This window comes from Larkinella rosea (assembly GCF_003858635.1).
Classification (GTDB): Bacteria; Bacteroidota; Bacteroidia; order Cytophagales; family Spirosomataceae; genus Larkinella; species Larkinella rosea.
On record NZ_RQJO01000009.1, the window covers coordinates 184,112 to 202,340 of the forward strand.

Genomic DNA, 18,229 nt, shown 5'->3' on the forward strand with positions numbered 1-18,229 from the left:
AGCACTTTTTGAATACAACTTTTGTATCGAACACATGACGATTAAACAATGGACTTTGGCCGGCCTGCTGTCGGCTGTAATGGTAACGGGTCAGGTCGTGGCTCAAACGAAAAAGCCGGCTGTGAAGCCTAAACCGAAAGCTCCGGCAGGTGCTGCCGTTCCGGGAACTTCTTCCCCTCTCAAACTAAATAATGCCATTGATTCCGTTAGTTATAGCATTGGAGTGAATGTTGGGTTAGGTTTGAAACAGCAAAATCTGGGCAATGCGAACCTTCAGGCCCTGACAAAAGCGTTGCAGGATGCCCTTCAGACGCAGAATACGCAGATTGCTCCGGAGCAGGCCAACCGGATCATTCAGGAGTTTTTTATGAAGGAACGCTCGGCAAAAGCGGACGCCAACAAGAAGATCGGGGAGCAGTTTCTGGCTGAAAATAAAAAGAAGCCCGGCGTTAAAATTACCGCCAGCGGTTTGCAATACGAAATTGTAAAAGAAGGTACCGGTCCGAAGCCGATGACCACCGATACCGTTAAAGCACATTACACCGGACGACTCATTGACGGAACGGTTTTTGACAGTTCCGTTGAACGGGGGCAACCGCTCGAAATTCCAGTCAATCAGGTGATTCAGGGCTGGAGTGAAGCGTTGCAGTTGATGCCGGTCGGTTCAAAATGGAAACTCTTTATTCCGTCGGCACTGGCGTATGGCCCGCAGGGAACCGGTCCGCAGATCGGGCCGAATTCAACGCTCGTTTTTGATATTGAATTATTGGAAATAGTGAAGAAGTAATAATGGAATGATTGGATGGTCAGCTGGTTAAATAATGGTTAAAAATGGCTGAAAGGTTGAAAATGGTTGGATTGTTTTACCCATTTTACAGTTATTCAGTCACCTAATCATCCTTAGCCAGTAAGCCATTCACCCCTGATTAGTTAAGAGTGATGCTACATTAATCATACGAAAGAGGAGCATGAGAAAGTACCTCATTACACTAGTCCCGGTGCTGATGCTAAGCCTTCAGCCGGGTCCACAGGCAGGGATGTCAGCGGTGCCGCTGCCTCCTCCAAGCGCTGACGATCTGAAACCGTCGGTGTCGCAGGAACATGTCGAACAACTGGTCGCGCGCTTGCTGACGACTCATCACTACCGCAAAGTGAAACTGAACGACTCCCTGTCGTCGGTCGTTTTCGACAATTATCTCAAAGAATTAGACGGTAATAAAGCCTATTTTCTGGCTTCAGACGTGAACACGTTTGAGAAATACCGCAATAACATCGACGATCAATTGATCAATGGTGAGTTGACCGCTGCTTACGATATTTACAATGTTTTCCGGAAACGCTATCAGGAGCGGAATAAATTTGTTCAGGAGAACATGGTAAAACCGTTTGATTTCACCGTCGATGAGACGTTCAATACCGACCGCGAGAAAGCCAATTGGCCGAAAAGCATCGACGAACAGAACGATCTGTGGCGTAAACTGCTAAAAAACCAGTCGCTCGAACTGAAACTGACCGGCAAAGCCGACACCTCGGTGGTCAACAGCATGAAGTCGCGGTACAAAAACCTCGATCGGTACATGAACCGGATCAAAGCCGAGGATGTGTTCCAGATCTACATGAACTCGTTTGCCGAATCACTCGATCCGCACACGAACTATATGTCGCCCCGTTCGGCCGATCGCTTTAATCAGGAGATGAGCGCATCGTTGGAAGGAATCGGAGCCTTGTTGCAGGAAGATGGTGACTACATCAAAATTTCCGAGGTAATTCCCGGCGGCCCGGCTTTCAAAAGCAAACTCCTGACGAAAGGCGATAAGATTCTGGCGGTTGCGCAGGGCGACGGTCAATTTGTAAACATTGTCGGCTACCAGGTCGATGACGCGGTCAAACTGATCAAAGGCCCCAAAGGAACGACCGTCCGGATGCATATTCAGTCGCTGGACGCCATTGCCGGTGCTCCGCCGAAGGAAATCAGACTGGTCCGCGAAAAAATCAAGCTGGAAGAACAACGCGCCAAAAAAGAAGTGATCGAAGTTACCCAGAACCAGAAAAAATACAAATTGGGTGTCATCACGATCCCGGTTTTCTACCGTGATTTTGAAGGTGCCCGCAAACGCGAAGAAGGATACGCCAGCACAACCGGCGACGTTCAGCGGTATTTGAATGAACTCAAAACCGAGAAAGTAGACGGCGTGGTGATCGATTTGCGTGACAACGGGGGTGGATCGCTCACCGAAGCCATTACGCTGACCGGTTTGTTCATCTCGCGCGGCCCGGTGGTTCAGGTGAAAGAAGCGCAGGGTGATATCGAGGTGCAAACTGACCCGGATCCGTCGATTGTTTATGACGGTCCGCTGGCCGTGATGGTCAATCGGTTTAGTGCGTCGGCATCCGAAATTTTTGCCGCTGCCATTCAGGATTACAAACGCGGTTTGATTATCGGAAGCCAGACCTACGGCAAAGGAACCGTTCAGACGATGGTTGACCTGAACACCTGGTTGAAGGAAGCGGATAAAGTAGGGCAGGTCAAGATGACAATTGCCAAATTCTACCGCATCAATGGCAGCAGCACGCAGCACAAAGGTGTTACACCGGATATTGAATTTCCATCGGCCTTCAGCGCGGAAGAATTTGGCGAAAGCTCGCAACCCAGCGCCTTGCCCTGGGACCAGATTGCTTCGGCACGCTTTGAAGTTACCCGCAGTCTGGACGATAAAATTATCAATAAATTACGTGACCGGTATGAACAACGGCTGAAATCAGATTCCGACATGAAGCAGTTGATCGCCGATTTTGCGGAACTGAAGAGGGCCAAAGAAAAAACCGTTGTATCACTCCAGGAATCGAAACGGAAGAAAGAACGCGACGACGCTGAAAAACGCCGGAAGTCGATCAGCGCTTCCGCCGGTGAGCCGGTAGCGACGAACGATTCGTCGACACCCGCCAAAGATCCGAAGGATGCTAAAGCCCCGAAAAAGGATTTATTCCTGGATGAGTGCGGTAAAGTACTGGCCGATTACATCGCCTTTACGAAGAATCCGCAGTAAGGCCTTTTTAGATAAAAACAAAAAACCGTGTCGAGCAGCTCGACACGGTTTTTTGTTTTTGTGCAACTGGCGAATTCCACTGGTCAATGAAAGCGTGCCGTTGAGCTATCGTTTCTTGCATATCGTCAATCTAATTTTCCTGCCAAAATTGATATCATTAATTTGAAGACTCGTTTGGCTCACGCTATTCTCTTTCTTCCATGCCGAAATACACCTTATCGATCAACGGAAAAAAACACACGGTGGAAGCCGACGCCCAAATGCCCCTGCTTTGGGTCATTCGGGACCTGGTGGGCCTGACGGGAACCAAATACGGTTGCGGCATTGCCCAATGTGGTGCCTGTACCGTCCACTTCAACGGGGCACCGATCCGGTCCTGTTCGTTTCCGGTATCAGCCGCCACGGGTCAGCCGATCACCACCATTGAAGGGATCTCGAAGGACAACTCGCATCCCGTGCAAAAAGCCTGGATTGCCGAGCAGGTGCCCCAATGCGGGTATTGCCAAAGCGGGCAGATTATGTCGGCTGTCGCCCTGCTAAAGACCAATCCGCATCCCACCGATGCGGAAATTGATGCGGCCATGCAGGGAAATATCTGCCGTTGCGGCACCTACCAACGTATCCGAAAAGCGATCAAATCGGCTGCTGGTGCAACCAGCCTAAAATAATTCTGATGAAAAACCGTAACCAGAAACGATCCCGACGGGATTTTATCCGTTCGGCCGGACTTTCCGGTATGACCCTGATGCTTGGGATTTCTGCACCGGTTCTGGGTAAGCCGACAACGGAAATCATCAATCTATTGTCGGCGGATGACCGGGGCACGGAGCTTATTGCCTGGATTTCCATTCATCAGTCCGGGCAGGTTACCCTTCTGAACCACCGCTCGGAAATGGGGCAGGGAACCTTTCAGGTCATTCCCCAGATGATTGCGGAGGAACTGGAAGTCAATCTGGACCAGGTTACGGTTCTATTTGCCCCCGCGCACCCGAAAAAATATGGGCCTCAGCCGCAGGAAGGAAGCTTTTCGGTTCGGGGCTGGTATCAGCAGTTGTTGCAAATTGGCGCGACGGCCCGCCAAATGCTCATCGAAGCGGCCGGGAAACAATGGAATGTCCCGGTTTCAGAATGTTTCGCCGAAAATGGGCAGGTCATTCACCGACCGACGGACCGAAAGCTCGGATATGGCGCACTCGTCGAAGATGCTGCTAAACTGACTCCACCGCCCAACGTCCCGTTAAAAAAACGCAAGGAGTATAAGATCATCGGAAAATCGCTGCCCCGGAAGGATATTCCGATGAAAACCAACGGAGCTGCGGTATTTGGGTTGGATAAAAAAGTACCGGGCATGCTGTATGCCGTGGTGGAACGCAATCCCCGGTTTCGTGGAAAAGTAAAACGTTTTGACGATGCCAAAACCAGGGCAGTACCCGGCGTTAAACAGGTTCTTACTGTCAAGCGTGCGGTTTTTGGTAATTTGTACGAGGGAGTTGCTGTCGTGGCTACTTCGCTCTGGGCCGCGATGCAGGGGCGTAGGGTATTAAAGGTTGAATGGAATGATAATGGTTTTGAACACCTCGATTCGGAACAGCTTTCGGATCGGATGCGGGAAAACCTGAAAAAACCAGCGTCCTCCGTACCGCTTGAAACGGCGCTGCAGACTGCCCCAAAACAGCTCGAAGCGGTTTATGAGACGCCTTACCAGTCGCACAGCTGCATGGAACCGCTCAACTGCATCGCACACGTGCAGGAAAACCGCATTGACATTTGGGGACCGATTCAGGAAGCAAACTGGATACAAGCCGATTTGAGTGAACGCTTTAGTGTTCCGAAAGAAAATGTTACTGTCAACATGACCTTTCTGGGGGGCGGTTTTGGACGAAAAGGATTCACCGATTATCCCTACGAAGCGGCCCTGATTTCCCAGGCCATAAAGGCACCCGTTCAGGTGGTCTGGACCCGGGAAGATGACATGAGTCTGGGCCCTTTTCGGACCGGTGCCTTTTATGGCTGCAAAGGCGGTATTGACGAAAAAGGAAACATGGTGGCTTTCCAGACCGTTACGGCGGCTCAGTGGTTCTGGCAGGAGTGGACTGCTGAGCCGTATCCCGATCCTGAACCGCTTAAGGCTAACGACGGTAACCTGGACGGACTATTGAGTCCTTATCTGAAAGCGATTCCCCACTACAGTTTCGGCGGTGTCGGCACGCGGGCACCCATCCCGGTGATGTGGTGGCGATCGGTTTATGCCTCCACGGGCGGTTTTGCCTGCGAAAGTTTTATCGACGAACTGGCGCAAGCCGCTGGAAAAGATCCGCTGGAATTCCGGAGAAACCACCTGCCGGATGCCCGTTATCAGGCCTTTATCGATCGACTCGAAACCGTTAGCCGGTGGAAATCGCGGAGTAAGAATGCAGGCTGGGGGGTGGCGATTACGGAAAGTTTTGGCAGTATTTGTGGTCACGTGGTCAACGTTTCGCGGAAAACCGACGGGAAACTGAAGATCGATAAAGTAATCGCGCTGATGGATTGCGGCTGGTACGTAAACCCGGACATCATCCGGGCGCAGGTGGAAGGCAGCATCATTATGGGTCTGGGCGCGGCCATTACCCACGCAATTACTTTTAAAGACGGGAAAGCCGTGGAGCAGAATTTCAATACCTACCCCATGCCCCGAATCACCGATTCGCCGGAAATTGAAGTCCACATCATGGACAATGACGAAAAAGCCGGTGGGGTTGGCGAACCCGGTTTGCCACCCTTCGCGCCCGCTTTGTGCAATGCCATTTTCGATCTGACCGGAAAACGGATGCGGACGCTGCCGTTTAAACTGGACGATGTGTAGCGATCCAATCCAATAACTAGTTTTCCAACGATCCTTTCAGGATCATTTCGCGGTGTAAAACGCCCCATTTCCGGAGTGATTCAATGACCTCGTCCAGCGATTTGCTGTGGGGCGTCAGGGCATACGTTACTTTTACCGGAAAACTATCAGTAACCGTTCGCTTCACCAGTCCGTTCATCGTCAAATCCTGCAATTCTTTGGAAAGCACCCGATCCGTAATGCCGTGAACTTCTTTAGCGATTTCGGTAAAACGCTTTTCCCCGAAGGTAAGCGCAACAATAATCGGGAGTTTCCACTTGCCGTTTAACACATCCAGCGCATCACGAATGGGCCGCAAAATTCCCATGCATTCCGAGTGTTGTAATTCCGTCCGGTTTTCCATTCTGTTTATGTTTACTATCCTGAAGTATAGAGCTATTATAAAGTATAGTGCTTACAAATTGATAGTAAATATACGTAAATTTGTTGTATAAAAAATAACGGGAGCGGTTTAATCAAAACCGGTTGAATCGCTTCCCTCACCAAAATCATGGAAACTCAATTCACTGCGCAGCCCGAACTGGCGATCAAACGAAAACTGGCCAGCGTATATACACCGCCCGCACAACCGGGCTTTCTGGGCCCCGATCACACCGCCCGGCCCGTTATTCTCAACAACTTTTCGCAGAGTGATCCCTTCATTCTGTTGATGGACGACTTTCTCGATAAAAAAGACAACGAGCCGGTGGGCGGGCCGCATCCCCATGCCGGATTTGAAACGGTTTCTTTGTTAATCGAGGGCGAAATGGGTGATGATGAACACCTGATGAAAGGCGGTGATTTTCAGATGATGACCGCCGGGAGCGGCATTGTTCACACGGAATCCATCGACCGGAAAACCCGGATGCGGCTTCTGCAATTATGGTTGAATCTGCCCAAAAAAGACCGTTGGACAACGCCCCGTGTGCAGGACATCACGCTGGAGAAGGTGCCGAAAGTAACGCAACCGGGGTTGGAAATCCGGCTTTACAGCGGTTCGCTGGCCGGGATAACGTCGCCTGTACAAAACTACGTGCCGGTGATCATTGCCGACATTCATTTACAACCCGGCGTTCAGACGACCCAGTCGTTACCCGCTTCGTTTAACACCTTTCTGTACGTAATTGAAGGAAGCGTTGAGATTGGAGAGGAGCGTAAACCGTTGAAAACAAATCAGGTCGGCTGGCTCGACCGGTTTTCGGAAGATACGCAAAGCGAATTGCAATTAACCGCCGGAGCGTCCGGTGCCCGGGTGGTTTTGTACGCGGGCCAGCCCCAAAACGATCCGATTGTTTCGTACGGTCCGTTCATCGCCGACACCGAAAATGATATCAGAGGGTTATATCAGGCGTTTCGGCACGGTAAAATGGGGCACGTTACCGAGCTGCCCGAAGCGCAGCGGCTGACGTATTGAGCTGACCTGAGAAGCTCTTTTTCATCCTTTTATTACCTGGTCACAAACCGGTAAAATGCCAGCGGCCCCGGAAAATTTCGGGGCCGCTGGCGTTCTGGTGTGGAGGACAGGTGGTTTTGGGTCAGATCAAACGGAACCGGACTTTGGCCAGATATTCCTGGTTTTCGTTCGAATTCGGTTCGGTCAGAAATACTTTTTTGCCCATCAGTTGTTTGATAAGCGTCGCATTCAGGGTTTTGTTGTCACCGCTCGAAATCCGCAGGTCGGCCAGCCGTTGTTCACCGTCAACCCGGAATTTGATAACCACAAAATCTTCGTTGTCGATTTGTTGTAATACGTCCGGATACAGGACATAGGAAGCAATTTGCTGTTCCAGTGTTTGTTTTAGCGTAATTTTTTTATGACCCGATGCCCGAAGTGTAATGGCAAGGGCGAGGCAAAGTGTACTGAAAATCAAGACCGTTTTCATTAGTTTGTTGCAATTAGAATAGTATCAATGGTGTGGATATGTCAGATTCGACCCTACAAAAGTACAGGATGGTCGACGGCGGTTTTAGCGCACAAGTACGCTTTTTGAAAAATGCGTAGTTTCCACGTATGGGTTGCCGGAAGTACGCGACATCCGAATTGGGTCGTTTAGACCGGAAAAGTCCGGTTGAAACGGAAGAAAAATTAGAAGTTTTAACTATTTGCTTCGCTATTATTTGGCGTATATAGCGTTGTGAAAATTTTATGATTACCTTGGGTACCAAACGCCATATTTCCTCCTGATCAATGTCTACCCGCAGAACGTTCTTCCGCCAAATGGGCGCAGCGGCCGCTACGCCACTTGTTTTGCCCGATTTCCTGAACGAATCAACCCGTACGGTTTTGCAGCGGCTCCAAAAAAACGGCAGTCCGCAGCAAATCGCGCAGGACGAAGATTTCTGGTCATTGATAAAAAGGGAATATACGGTTTCACCCAACCTCCTGAATCTCAACAACGGCGGAGTGAGTCCGCAACCCAAGTCGGTGCAGGACGCGCACATCCGGTTTTACCAGTACTGCAACGAAGCCCCGAGTTACTACATGTGGCGGATTCTGGATCAGGGCCGGGAATCGCTGCGGGCCAAACTAGCGGATTTGGGTGGTTGTTTGCCCGACGAACTGGCCATTAACCGGAATGCAACGGAAGGATTGAACACGATTATTTTCGGCCTGACCTTAAAACCGGGCGACGAGGTGGTGCTGGCAAAACAGGATTACCCCAACATGATGAATGCCTGGAAACAGCGGGAAAAACGCGACGGCATCAAACTCGTCTGGCTCGATCTGAAACTGCCTTCCGAAAACGAAGATGAACTGGTCCGGCAATACGTCGGGGCAATGACCAGCAAAACTAAAATCGTTCACGTCACCCACCTTGTGAACTGGACGGGGCAGATCATGCCGGTACGGAAAATTGCCGATGCGGCTCATAAACAGGGCATTGAAGTGATTTGTGATGGCGCGCACAGCTTTGCCCACCTGGATTATAAAATTCCCGAACTGGGTTGCGATTACTACGCGACCAGCCTGCACAAATGGCTCAGTGCGCCGTTTGGCAGCGGGATGATGTACATTAAAAAAGAGAAAATCAAGAATGTCTGGGCGCTGCTGTCGAGTCCGGAGCCCGACGGCGCCGACATCCGGAAATTTGAATCGCTCGGAACGCGTTCGTTTGCGGCTGAGATGGCGATTGGCACGGCGGTCGATTTTCAACTGAGCATTGGGGCTGCCCGGAAATTTGCCCGACTGCATTACCTCAAAAACTACTGGGCCGAAAAAGTAAAAGACGTTCCCGGCGTGAAACTCTTCACTTCGCTAAAACCGGAGTTTGCCGGGGCGCTGGCCGTGGTCGGAATTAGCGGTATGAGCAGTGCCGACCTGGAAAAGCAGCTTCTGGAAACCTACAAAATTCATACGGTACCCATTACTCTCGGGCCCATCGATGGCGTCCGGGTGACGCCCCACGTATATACGACCCCGAAAGAACTGGATCGACTGGTGGTTGCGATGACGGAACTGGCCGGAAAACAGAATCTGGCCACGAAACAAAAGAAGAGTTGATCATTTATCTTGGTTTGCGGTTTTATAGCGTTATTGGTGGTAAAACCGCTACCTATGAAACCAGTAATTATCCTTGTCTCTCTGTTTTGCCTACCAGTTGTCGCAAAAGCCCAACTAATCGTGAATCAGGTTGATATCAATGAGTTAGATATACAATACTGCCAGTTAATTTGTGAATATGCTGCGCCGTTGAATGAGGCTCATGTATATGTCGATTACGGACAATCGGGTTTTCGGGAAAATAAGAATAACGAATTACATCGAATCGGCCCGGAAGGAAAACCGACTTTACGTTTCAGGACGGCGATGCAGGCTGTAAATTTCGCTGAGAAAAACGGCTGGGAAGTGGTCTCATTCCAGGTAACGCACACGGGTGGGGGTACGTCCAGCCAGTTCATTTATTTGATGCGCAAAAAGCAAAAGTAGAGCGTTTTTTGTCCTTGTCGCTAATTCAGCCCATTTTTCCACAGGTTTGCCCCATTTCACCCATGGATGTGCTGCCCCCACGTAGCTTTGTTCAAAAAACAAATTACCGATGCGGGAATTAGCGGGTATCCGACGTGTTGAACTCTGGTTTGCGGTCAGTATTGCAACGATTTATGTCATTCGGCGGCTTTTGAATGAAGTCAGGGAGATTGACCGAATGGTTCAGTCACTCGGAGATGACATCCCTTCGGCCACCATCTGGCACGATCTGGCGGGCTACAACCACACGATCAACAACAATTTTCCGCTGATTGTCGGTGTGACGCATTTTCTGGCAGCCTGGTACGTTTTTCACTACCTCACCTTTCCGAACTGGATTAACAACAAAAATGATGAAAAAAACCGGTTATTAGCCGGACTGAGTGCCTTATTGGTCGTGAGCAGCGTCTCCTTTTATTACTTTTCCAAACAGCATGTTCATTACCGGCAGGACGATCTTGAGAATTATATTGGCCTGAAAGTCTATTCGTTATACAGTAAACGAAACATACTGGCGGATTCCATCGGATTCGGAATCCTGATTTTTGCGTACGAATTACTCAGCCAACTGGCGTACTACCTCCATCGAAAAGTCCGGCAGGATTTCCGGTACATCAGTTTGTTGATCTGGATTCCGCTGGCGATTTTTTTGATTGTCTTTGCGTTCAGTGCCAACCTGCCCGAAACACTCTGGCGCAGCCCGGTTCGCGAAGTATTGGCTTTTCTGGCCATTCCGCTCCAGATTTACTTGCTTCAGGGCTTTATCTATACGTCAATCCTACCGAATACATCGAATTTTCGTACTGCCGAATTCCAACTGCGGATCATGGCAGGAGGGCTGTTCTGGGGATTGATGACGGTTATTTTCTGGGGCGCCCGGACCCATTTTGTGTATTATGACGCGGGAATCAATTACGCCCTGGCTTTTCTGGTTCTTTTTGCCGCTGTGATTACGGCATTGATGCGCCGGGTGTTGAACAAAGAAAAAGTGCAGCTGCAAACCCAGGTTTCGCACACCTCTGCCGAACTGGCGGGGCTGCAATCCCAGATCAATCCGCACTTTCTGTTCAATGCCCTCAATAGTCTTTACGCGACGGCATTGAAAGAAAACAGCGAAAAAACCGCCGACGGGATTCAGAAACTGGGGGATATGATGCGGTTTATGTTGCATGAAAACAACCGGGACCGCATTCCGTTGCCGAAAGAAATCGATTATTTGCAGAATTACATCGAACTCCAGCGGATGCGGCTGGACGAAACCCACGGCATCGAAATTCGGGTTACCATTCAGGAATCGAACCGCGACCTGTATATTGCGCCCATGATGTTGATTCCCTTCGTGGAAAATGCGTTCAAACACGGCATCAGTTTGCGAAATCCGTCCTGGATCTACATCACCCTGACGCTGGATTCCTCAACGATTTATTTTAAAGTCCATAATTCGCGGCACCCGGCGCCGGGCCATGATCCGGAGAAAGAGCATTCCGGTATTGGCCTGGAAAACGTGAAGAAACGGCTGGAACTGATCTATCCCGGACGGTATACCTTAGCGATTCAGGAGTCGGAACAAGACTATTTTGTGGCACTCACCATTCGATATTAATCAAAACCGCCTATGTTGACCGCCATTGCCATCGACGACGAACCGCAGGCTTTAGAAGTCGTGCGATTGCATGCTGCTAAAGTTCCGTTTCTCGACTTGAAAGCGGCTTTTACCGACGCGTTTGAAGCCATACCCTACTTGCAAAAAAACAAAATCGACCTGATTTTCCTGGATATAAAAATGCCGGATATTTCGGGAATCGAGTTTGTCAACTGCCTGCAAACCGTGCCGATGGTGGTGTTTACGACGGCCTATTCCGACTACGCCGTTCAGGGATTCGAACTGGACGCCATCGACTATTTACTGAAACCGTTTCCGCTGGCCCGGTTTTTAAAATCGTGTAACAAAGCATTGGATTTCAAAAATTTACGGGAGAATAGTGACGAAGAGTTCATCTTTGTAAAAACCGGTTATGAAGAAGAAAAAGTCTGGCTGGACGATATTTTATACCTGGAAGCCGACGGCAATTATGTTACGTTCGTGCTGAAAAACCGCAAGCTGTTGAGCCGCCAGACCATGTCCGACAGTTTGCGAAATCTGCCCGAAAACCAGTTTATCCGGGTTCACCGTTCCTACAGCATTTCCTTCCGGAAAATTGAGAAAATTGCCCGGAGTGAGATTACCGTCGCCAGCGTTAAAATTCCGGTGGGCGCTTCCTACGAAGATCGGTTAACGGAAATCAAAGCCCGGCTTTCCAAAAGTTGACCTTTTGTCCGTACGTCGCCTAAAGGCGTAGTTTGAATGACGAAAGTGGGGCCAGAAACTAAAAACCCGTTTGTGTAGGACTTTAAATAGAAAAATATAAATTGCTTGACGCAACCATCCAATGGGCCAGACCGTTACTCCTATGTGCGGGGAGTTCCAGATGATGGTTCGCAGACACGGGCGAGGATTTCGTAGTGTCAAAGTAATCTGTTATTTTTATCCTTATAAAGTTTTTCAACACGACCGTGTCACGAGTTTTACAGATAGTATCCATCCTGGGTTTGCTGCTGACAGTGCGCAGTGCGCATGCCCAAACCACCGACACCGACGAAGATAAGTACACCACCGTAACGACGTACGGTGTTACGACGAATACCAATTCCGGCATTTTGGGCGGTTTTGTTTTCCGGCATTCCAAGGCCTTACCGAATTTGTTCCAGGGCAAACGGCAGTTTCGCTACCTGGCGCTTGAAATCGTCAATGTAAAACATCCGAAAGAAGTACAATCGCAGACGCCTTATTCCGGAGCCCGGTATGTATATAACAAGCAGAATTATCTGTTCGTCGTTCGTCCGCAATACGGTCGTGAAGTTTCGCTCTTCTCGCGTACGGCCGATGAAGGCATTGCCATCAATGGCATTCTGGCCGTAGGCCCGTCCATTGGGGTGATCAAACCGTATTATGTGCAGTATACGGCGCGGCCCGGTCAGGTCGATACCCGCCCGTTCGATCCGAGTTTGCAGCCCGAACTCATCGTTGGAGCCGGAAGCTTTTTTCAGGGCTTCGACAAATCGAAACTCACGCTGGGCCTGAACTTCAAAGCCGCCGTAGCGTTTGAACTGAGCGCTTTCCGCAACAACATGACCGGTTTGGAAATCGGTTTTCTGGCCGAAGCCTTCCCCAAAGAAGTAGTTATCATGAATGCGACCAATAACCGCAGCGTGTATACATCCGGTTTTGTAACGCTGTTTTTCGGGAATAAGAAATAGATTTAGGAGGAGAAAGGGAGGAAGGGAAGAGTGGAGGAAAGGGTATCGGGTGGTTCCGAATGCATCCTCCCTTCTTCCCTTCCTCCTTTTTCCTTTCCTGCTTTTTCCCGAACTTTACTGCCCGAAAATCCATTGTGTAAAAAACTGGATTGAGGTTTGCTATGATTGAACTTCCCGTAATACCCTCCGAACAGCAGCGTAAGAAACGCCCCGATTGGCTGCGGGTGAAACTACCCATTGGCCCGGAATACGCCAAAGTCCGTAAATTAGTCGATACCTATAAGTTACATACCATTTGTGAAAGCGGCAATTGCCCGAACATGGGTGAGTGCTGGGGCGCCGGAACGGCCACGTTCATGATCCTGGGCAACGTCTGCACGCGCAGCTGTACCTTCTGCGCCGTCGCCACGGGCCGCCCGAACGAATATGATACCGACGAACCCCGCCGGGTGGCCGAAGCGATTCTGCTGATGAAAGTCAAACACGCCGTCATTACGTCCGTGAACCGCGACGAACTGAAAGACCGGGGTGCCGAAATCTGGTACCAGACCGTTCGGGCCGTGAAAGATGTGTCGCCGACGACCACCATCGAAACGCTGATTCCCGATACCAAAGGCAATTGGGATGCGCTGACCCGGATGATCGAAGCCGGTCAGGAAGTGGTTTCACACAACATGGAAACCGTTGAACGGCTGTACCGACGCGTGCGTCCGCAGGCCCGGTATGAACGCAGTCTGGAACAGATCCGGCGGACGAAAGACTTCGGTCAGCGCACCAAATCGGGCATCATGCTGGGGTTGGGCGAAACCGTTGATGAAGTGCTGAAAGCGATGGATGACCTGGTCGAGCACGGTCTAGACATTCTGACGTTGGGCCAATACCTGCAACCAACCAAGATGCACCACGAAGTGATCGAGTGGATTCACCCGGAAACGTTCGCGATGTACAAGGAAGAAGGCTTGAAACGCGGGTTGAAATACGTCGAATCCGGCCCGCTGGTGCGCTCGTCGTACCATGCCGAACGCCATGTGAATGTCTGAGAAGAAGAAACGGAGGAAGGAGAAACGGAGAAAGGAGAAACGGAGGATAGGTTTTAAAGCCTTTTTCCATTTCTCCTTTCTCCTTTCCTCCTTTTTTCTTTTCTTGTTATGAATGAAAAAATACGACTTCATCATCGCCGGGGGCGGAATGGCCGGATTAAGTCTGGCCTATTACCTGAGCCTTTCGCCCCTGCGCGACCGTTCCATCCTGATTCTTGATAAAGAAACCAAAAGCCGCAATGACCGGACCTGGTGTTTCTGGGAGGATAAAGACGGCCCTTTTGAGTCGATATTGTTTCGGAAATGGAATACCGTCGAATTCTTTGGAACGACCTTCAACGGCTTGCTCGACATCGGCGATTACCAGTATAAAATGCTGCGGGGCATTGATTTCTACGCGTTTATGAAGAATCACCTCGCCCAGTTCCCCTCCATCGAATTCCGGCAGGTTACCGTCAATCGCGTTAAAGATACACCACAAGGCGGTTTTGTGATTGCTGACGACGAACCCTACATTGCTGATTTTGTGTTCGACAGCACGCACGCGCTGAAACTCAACCGGCCCGAAAACCACAACCTCTGGCAACATTTCAAGGGCTGGACGATTTCCACCGAGAAACCGTGTTTTGATGTCGAAAAACCGTGTATGATGGACTTCCGGGTCGACCAGCAGGGGGATTGCCGGTTTTTGTACATTCTTCCTTTCGACGAACGGACGGCGCTGGTAGAATACACCATTTTCAACAACCAGCTCCTGTCGGATGAACAGTACGAAACCGCTTTGCTAACCTATATTGACCGGTTTGTGGACACCGGTGGTTATTCGGTTCAGGAAACGGAATTTGGCATTATCCCGATGTCGGACGAACCCACCAACGAACGTCCGGGCAAGCATGTGGTTCGGATTGGTACGGCGGGTGGGTACACAAAACCGTCAACCGGTTACACCTTCCAGCGAACGCAGCGGTACCTGCAGGAAATTGTTCAGAATCTGGTCGCCGAGGGCAAACCGAAACGCCATAAACCGTGGATTCGGCGGGTGTTCAAGCGGTTTCTGGACAGTGTACTGCTGAATGTATTGGAATACCGCCGTCATCCCGCCGATGATATCTTCACGCGTTTGTACGAGCGAAATCCGCCGGTTCAGATTTTCCGGTTTCTGGACGAGGATACGACGTTCGCCGAGGATCTGAAAATCATGACGACGGTTCCGCTGGGTGCTTTTACCATCGCAGCACTGGACGTGTTTCGCAAACGCATTTTCCCCGGTTTGGTCCGAAAACCGCCGGTCAGCTAGTGGGCTTAACTCTATTTTCTCCTAATTCATTCAGGAAATTTGCAAAATCCGTCAATACCGGCGAATTTCATGAGTAGTATTTTACCAAAAAAACTTTATTATGTAATAATGACAAATTGAGCCTCATGTTCAAGCGCGCTTATTCCATTTACCTGATTGGTGCCGGACTTTTAGGGCTGTTAAGCTTTAAAACCAGCTTCGTGACAACCGGGGACGAAGGTCCTTCTCCGGCCAAAACACCCGCCGAAGAACTGGCTACTTTTCAGATTGAACCGGGTTTGAAAGTGCAACTGGTGGCAGCTGAGCCGATGGTTCAGGACCCGGTTGTTATCACGTTCGATGAAGACGGGCGACTCTGGGTGGTCGAAATGCGGGGATTCATGCCCAACATCGACGGAACCGGTGAGGATAAACCGGTAGGGCGCATTTCGGTACTGGAAGATACAAACGGCGACGGACAGATGGATGTCAGCAAGATATACCTGGATAGTCTGGTTATGCCGCGCGCGCTGGCCCTGGTTCCGGGTGGTGCGTTGGTGGTTGAAAACGGTGGACTGTGGCTGACCAAAGACACCAACGGCGATCTGAAAGCGGATTCAAAAACGATGATCGACCCGTCGTACGCCGGGAGCGGCCTGCCCGAACACTCCGGAAATGGCCTCTGGCGCAGCATGGACAACTGGTACTACAACGCCAAATCCCGCCTTCGCTATCGGCTGAACAACGGCAAATGGGAGCGTGACAGTACCGAATTTCGGGGGCAGTGGGGCATTAGCCACGACGATAAAGGGCGGTTATACTACAACTACAACTGGTCGCAGCTCCACGCCGATCTGGTGCCACCCAATTACCTTTCCCGGAATAAAAACCATACCTCGACAACCGGCATCGACCATGGTTTGACCATCGACCGGCGGGTGTATCCGATCCGGCCCAATCCGGCGGTCAACCGGGGCTATATTCCCGGGACGTTGGACAAAGAAGGGCGTTTGCTGGAATTTACGGCGGCCTGTTCACCGCTTTTTTACCGGGGAACCGCTTTGCCGAAGGAGTATTACGGCAATGTGTTCGTTTGCGAACCTTCCGGGAATTTGATTAAACGCAATGTAGTCGAGGAAAGTGGGATCCTGATCAGTGCGAAAGATCCGCATCCGGGGCGCGAATTTTGGGCTTCGACCGATGAGCGGTTTCGACCGGTTCACCAGACAACGGGCCCCGACGGCGCCCTGTACGTGGCCGATATGTACCGGGGATTGATTCAGCACAAAGCCTATGTGACGCCGTATTTACGCGAACAGTCGATCAATCGGCATCTCGTCACACCAGTGAATCGGGGGCGAATCTGGCGGGTTGTTCCGGCCGACTGGAAACCCGGAAAACCGCTTAAACTTTCAACGGCTTCTTCCAAAGACCTGATTCAGGAATTGTCGAGTCCCGACGGCTGGCATCGCGACGTGGCGCAGCGGTTACTGGTGGAACGAAACGACAAAACCGTTCGTCAGGCGCTGACCGATCTGGCGCTTAAAGGCGAAAATCAGTTCGGGCGGTTTCATGCGCTGTGGACGCTGGATGGGTTAAAACTGAGCAGTTCGAATGTTCTTTTAAGTTTGATCGCCGACCCCGATGCCCTCCTTAAAACCACTGCCCTGCGCTTACTGGAACCGATTGCCAAAACGGATAAAACCGTTCGGGCGAAACTGGAGCAACAACTGCTGAAACAATGGGAAACCGCCCCGATTGAGCAGATTCTCCAGATGACGTTTACCGCCGGGCTTCTTGATCCGACCGTTTCGCACCAGCTGCTGGCCGGGATTGTGAATAAATACGGTTCCACAGCTTTGATCCGGGATGCTGCCCTCAGCAGCCTCCAAAATCAGGAATTCGCCTTTTTGCAAACGCTGTTGAAAGCACCGCAGTGGCAAACGCATGAGCCATCGAAAGAGATTTTTCTGGAAATGCTGACGACATCCATCGTTCGGAAGCGAAACCCGGCGGAACTGGCTGCAACGCTCACGTTACTGGAAAAAGAGCCGCTGGGCTGGCAGGAAAAGGCGGTTTTAACCAGCCTGGCCATTCAGGGCAGTACGACGAAGAAACCGATCAAACTGGCTTCGGCACCTAAATTACTGGCCCGGTCGAATTCGGGCATTGAACCGTCGCGGCTGGAGAATCTGGCAGCCTTGTTCGAGTGGCCCGGCCATACCGCCGTCAAGGTGAATACGACCCAAAAGAGTTTGTTAAGCGATGACGAGCAGAAATTGTTCGCTGCGGGGCGACAACTTTACCTGAGTACTTGTTCCGGTTGCCACGGCACCGATGGCGCAGGATTGAACCGGTTTGGACCTCCGCTCATTGGCTCCGACTGGGTATTGGGCGACGAAAAACGACTCGCCCTCGTTCTCCTGCATGGCATGGAAGGGCCGGTTGAAGTGGCGAAGAAGGTGTACGATGTGCCGGATATTCTGCCGGTGATGCCCTCGCATTCGACGATGGATGACAATTCGATTACGTCCATTCTGATGTACATCCGCAATGAGTGGGGCAACAACGCCGGTCCAATTGGAAAACGGACAGTGGCCATGACCCGTGTGACATCGCAGGGACGCGTGGTGCCCTGGACGGCCAAAGAACTGAATAATTACATGCTGGAAGCCAAAACCTCGGTCGGAAAGTAAACCGGCTGAACTACATATCTGACTATTCCTAAACCCGTTGTAA

15 protein-coding genes are annotated in these 18,229 nt (G+C 50.7%); 13 read left to right on the top strand and 2 right to left on the bottom strand.

Annotated features, from left to right (window positions below; genetic code table 11):
- The first annotated feature begins 34 nt into the window (after positions 1–34).
- The 4 genes from bamJ (at position 35) to EHT25_RS16740 (ending at position 5,892) form a co-directional block, all read left to right on the top strand.
- Entirely contained in the window at positions 35–787 is a 753-nt protein-coding gene (gene bamJ, locus EHT25_RS16725) for a BamJ family beta-barrel-assembly machinery protein (protein WP_124876288.1), read from the top strand.
- A gap of 181 nt (positions 788–968) precedes the next feature.
- Positions 969–3,047 (top strand): carboxy terminal-processing peptidase, encoded by a 2,079-nt coding sequence (locus tag EHT25_RS16730; RefSeq protein WP_124876289.1) that lies wholly within the window; start codon positions 969–971, stop codon positions 3,045–3,047.
- 200 nt (positions 3,048–3,247) lie between these two features.
- The gene (locus EHT25_RS16735; protein ID WP_124876290.1) at positions 3,248–3,715 is read left to right on the top strand and encodes a (2Fe-2S)-binding protein; all 468 of its coding nucleotides are present in this window, start codon (positions 3,248–3,250) and stop codon (positions 3,713–3,715) included.
- 5 nt (positions 3,716–3,720) lie between these two features.
- Positions 3,721–5,892 (top strand): xanthine dehydrogenase family protein molybdopterin-binding subunit, encoded by a 2,172-nt coding sequence (locus EHT25_RS16740; protein ID WP_124876291.1) that lies wholly within the window; start codon positions 3,721–3,723, stop codon positions 5,890–5,892.
- Positions 5,893–5,908: 16 nt separating this feature from the next.
- On the opposite strand, the gene EHT25_RS16745 is transcribed toward EHT25_RS16740, so the two are convergent.
- Positions 5,909–6,274, bottom strand: a complete 366-nt coding sequence (locus tag EHT25_RS16745; protein WP_124876292.1) for a winged helix-turn-helix transcriptional regulator — start codon at positions 6,272–6,274, stop codon at positions 5,909–5,911.
- Positions 6,275–6,421: 147 nt separating this feature from the next.
- Here EHT25_RS16745 and EHT25_RS16750 point away from each other — a divergent pair, with 147 nt between their 5' ends.
- Positions 6,422–7,324: a pirin family protein gene (locus tag EHT25_RS16750; protein ID WP_124876293.1), complete on the top strand. Its 903-nt coding sequence runs from the start codon at positions 6,422–6,424 to the stop codon at positions 7,322–7,324.
- A gap of 121 nt (positions 7,325–7,445) precedes the next feature.
- On the opposite strand, the gene EHT25_RS16755 is transcribed toward EHT25_RS16750, so the two are convergent.
- Positions 7,446–7,793: a hypothetical protein gene (locus EHT25_RS16755; protein WP_124876294.1), complete on the bottom strand. Its 348-nt coding sequence runs from the start codon at positions 7,791–7,793 to the stop codon at positions 7,446–7,448.
- Between the two features lie 305 nt (positions 7,794–8,098).
- Here EHT25_RS16755 and EHT25_RS16760 point away from each other — a divergent pair, with 305 nt between their 5' ends.
- The 8 genes from EHT25_RS16760 to EHT25_RS16795 all read left to right on the top strand — a co-directional run bounded on the left by EHT25_RS16760 (position 8,099) and on the right by EHT25_RS16795 (position 18,186).
- Entirely contained in the window at positions 8,099–9,412 is a 1,314-nt protein-coding gene (locus EHT25_RS16760; RefSeq protein WP_124876295.1) for an aminotransferase class V-fold PLP-dependent enzyme, read from the top strand.
- A gap of 54 nt (positions 9,413–9,466) precedes the next feature.
- On the top strand, positions 9,467–9,838 hold the full coding sequence (locus tag EHT25_RS16765) for an ETC complex I subunit (protein WP_124876296.1): 372 nt from the start codon (positions 9,467–9,469) through the stop codon (positions 9,836–9,838).
- 109 nt (positions 9,839–9,947) lie between these two features.
- Entirely contained in the window at positions 9,948–11,480 is a 1,533-nt protein-coding gene (locus EHT25_RS16770; RefSeq protein ID WP_124876297.1) for a sensor histidine kinase, read from the top strand.
- Between the two features lie 12 nt (positions 11,481–11,492).
- Positions 11,493–12,185: a LytR/AlgR family response regulator transcription factor gene (locus EHT25_RS16775; protein WP_124876298.1), complete on the top strand. Its 693-nt coding sequence runs from the start codon at positions 11,493–11,495 to the stop codon at positions 12,183–12,185.
- Between the two features lie 245 nt (positions 12,186–12,430).
- On the top strand, positions 12,431–13,174 hold the full coding sequence (locus EHT25_RS16780; RefSeq protein ID WP_229311578.1) for a hypothetical protein: 744 nt from the start codon (positions 12,431–12,433) through the stop codon (positions 13,172–13,174).
- A 161-nt stretch (positions 13,175–13,335) separates the two neighbouring features.
- Positions 13,336–14,214 (top strand): lipoyl synthase, encoded by an 879-nt coding sequence (lipA, locus tag EHT25_RS16785; protein WP_124876300.1) that lies wholly within the window; start codon positions 13,336–13,338, stop codon positions 14,212–14,214.
- A gap of 112 nt (positions 14,215–14,326) precedes the next feature.
- Positions 14,327–15,511 (top strand): lycopene cyclase family protein, encoded by a 1,185-nt coding sequence (locus EHT25_RS16790; protein WP_124876301.1) that lies wholly within the window; start codon positions 14,327–14,329, stop codon positions 15,509–15,511.
- 125 nt (positions 15,512–15,636) lie between these two features.
- Positions 15,637–18,186, top strand: coding sequence for a DUF7133 domain-containing protein (locus EHT25_RS16795; protein ID WP_124876302.1), 2,550 nt, complete (start codon positions 15,637–15,639; stop codon positions 18,184–18,186).
- The last annotated feature ends 43 nt before the right edge of the window (positions 18,187–18,229 follow it).

Coding starts and splice junctions, on each gene's coding strand:
- EHT25_RS16750 (WP_124876293.1), top strand. CDS start 6,422: ATGGAAACTCAATTCACTGCGCAGCCCGAACTGGCGATCAAACGAAAA.
- EHT25_RS16730 (WP_124876289.1), top strand. CDS start 969: ATGAGAAAGTACCTCATTACACTAGTCCCGGTGCTGATGCTAAGCCTT.
- EHT25_RS16765 (WP_124876296.1), top strand. CDS start 9,467: ATGAAACCAGTAATTATCCTTGTCTCTCTGTTTTGCCTACCAGTTGTC.
- EHT25_RS16770 (WP_124876297.1), top strand. CDS start 9,948: ATGCGGGAATTAGCGGGTATCCGACGTGTTGAACTCTGGTTTGCGGTC.
- EHT25_RS16760 (WP_124876295.1), top strand. CDS start 8,099: ATGTCTACCCGCAGAACGTTCTTCCGCCAAATGGGCGCAGCGGCCGCT.
- EHT25_RS16735 (WP_124876290.1), top strand. CDS start 3,248: ATGCCGAAATACACCTTATCGATCAACGGAAAAAAACACACGGTGGAA.
- EHT25_RS16755 (WP_124876294.1), bottom strand. CDS start 7,793: ATGAAAACGGTCTTGATTTTCAGTACACTTTGCCTCGCCCTTGCCATT.
- EHT25_RS16795 (WP_124876302.1), top strand. CDS start 15,637: ATGTTCAAGCGCGCTTATTCCATTTACCTGATTGGTGCCGGACTTTTA.
- bamJ (WP_124876288.1), top strand. CDS start 35: ATGACGATTAAACAATGGACTTTGGCCGGCCTGCTGTCGGCTGTAATG.
- EHT25_RS16740 (WP_124876291.1), top strand. CDS start 3,721: ATGAAAAACCGTAACCAGAAACGATCCCGACGGGATTTTATCCGTTCG.
- EHT25_RS16745 (WP_124876292.1), bottom strand. CDS start 6,274: ATGGAAAACCGGACGGAATTACAACACTCGGAATGCATGGGAATTTTG.
- EHT25_RS16775 (WP_124876298.1), top strand. CDS start 11,493: ATGTTGACCGCCATTGCCATCGACGACGAACCGCAGGCTTTAGAAGTC.
- EHT25_RS16790 (WP_124876301.1), top strand. CDS start 14,327: ATGAAAAAATACGACTTCATCATCGCCGGGGGCGGAATGGCCGGATTA.
- lipA (WP_124876300.1), top strand. CDS start 13,336: ATGATTGAACTTCCCGTAATACCCTCCGAACAGCAGCGTAAGAAACGC.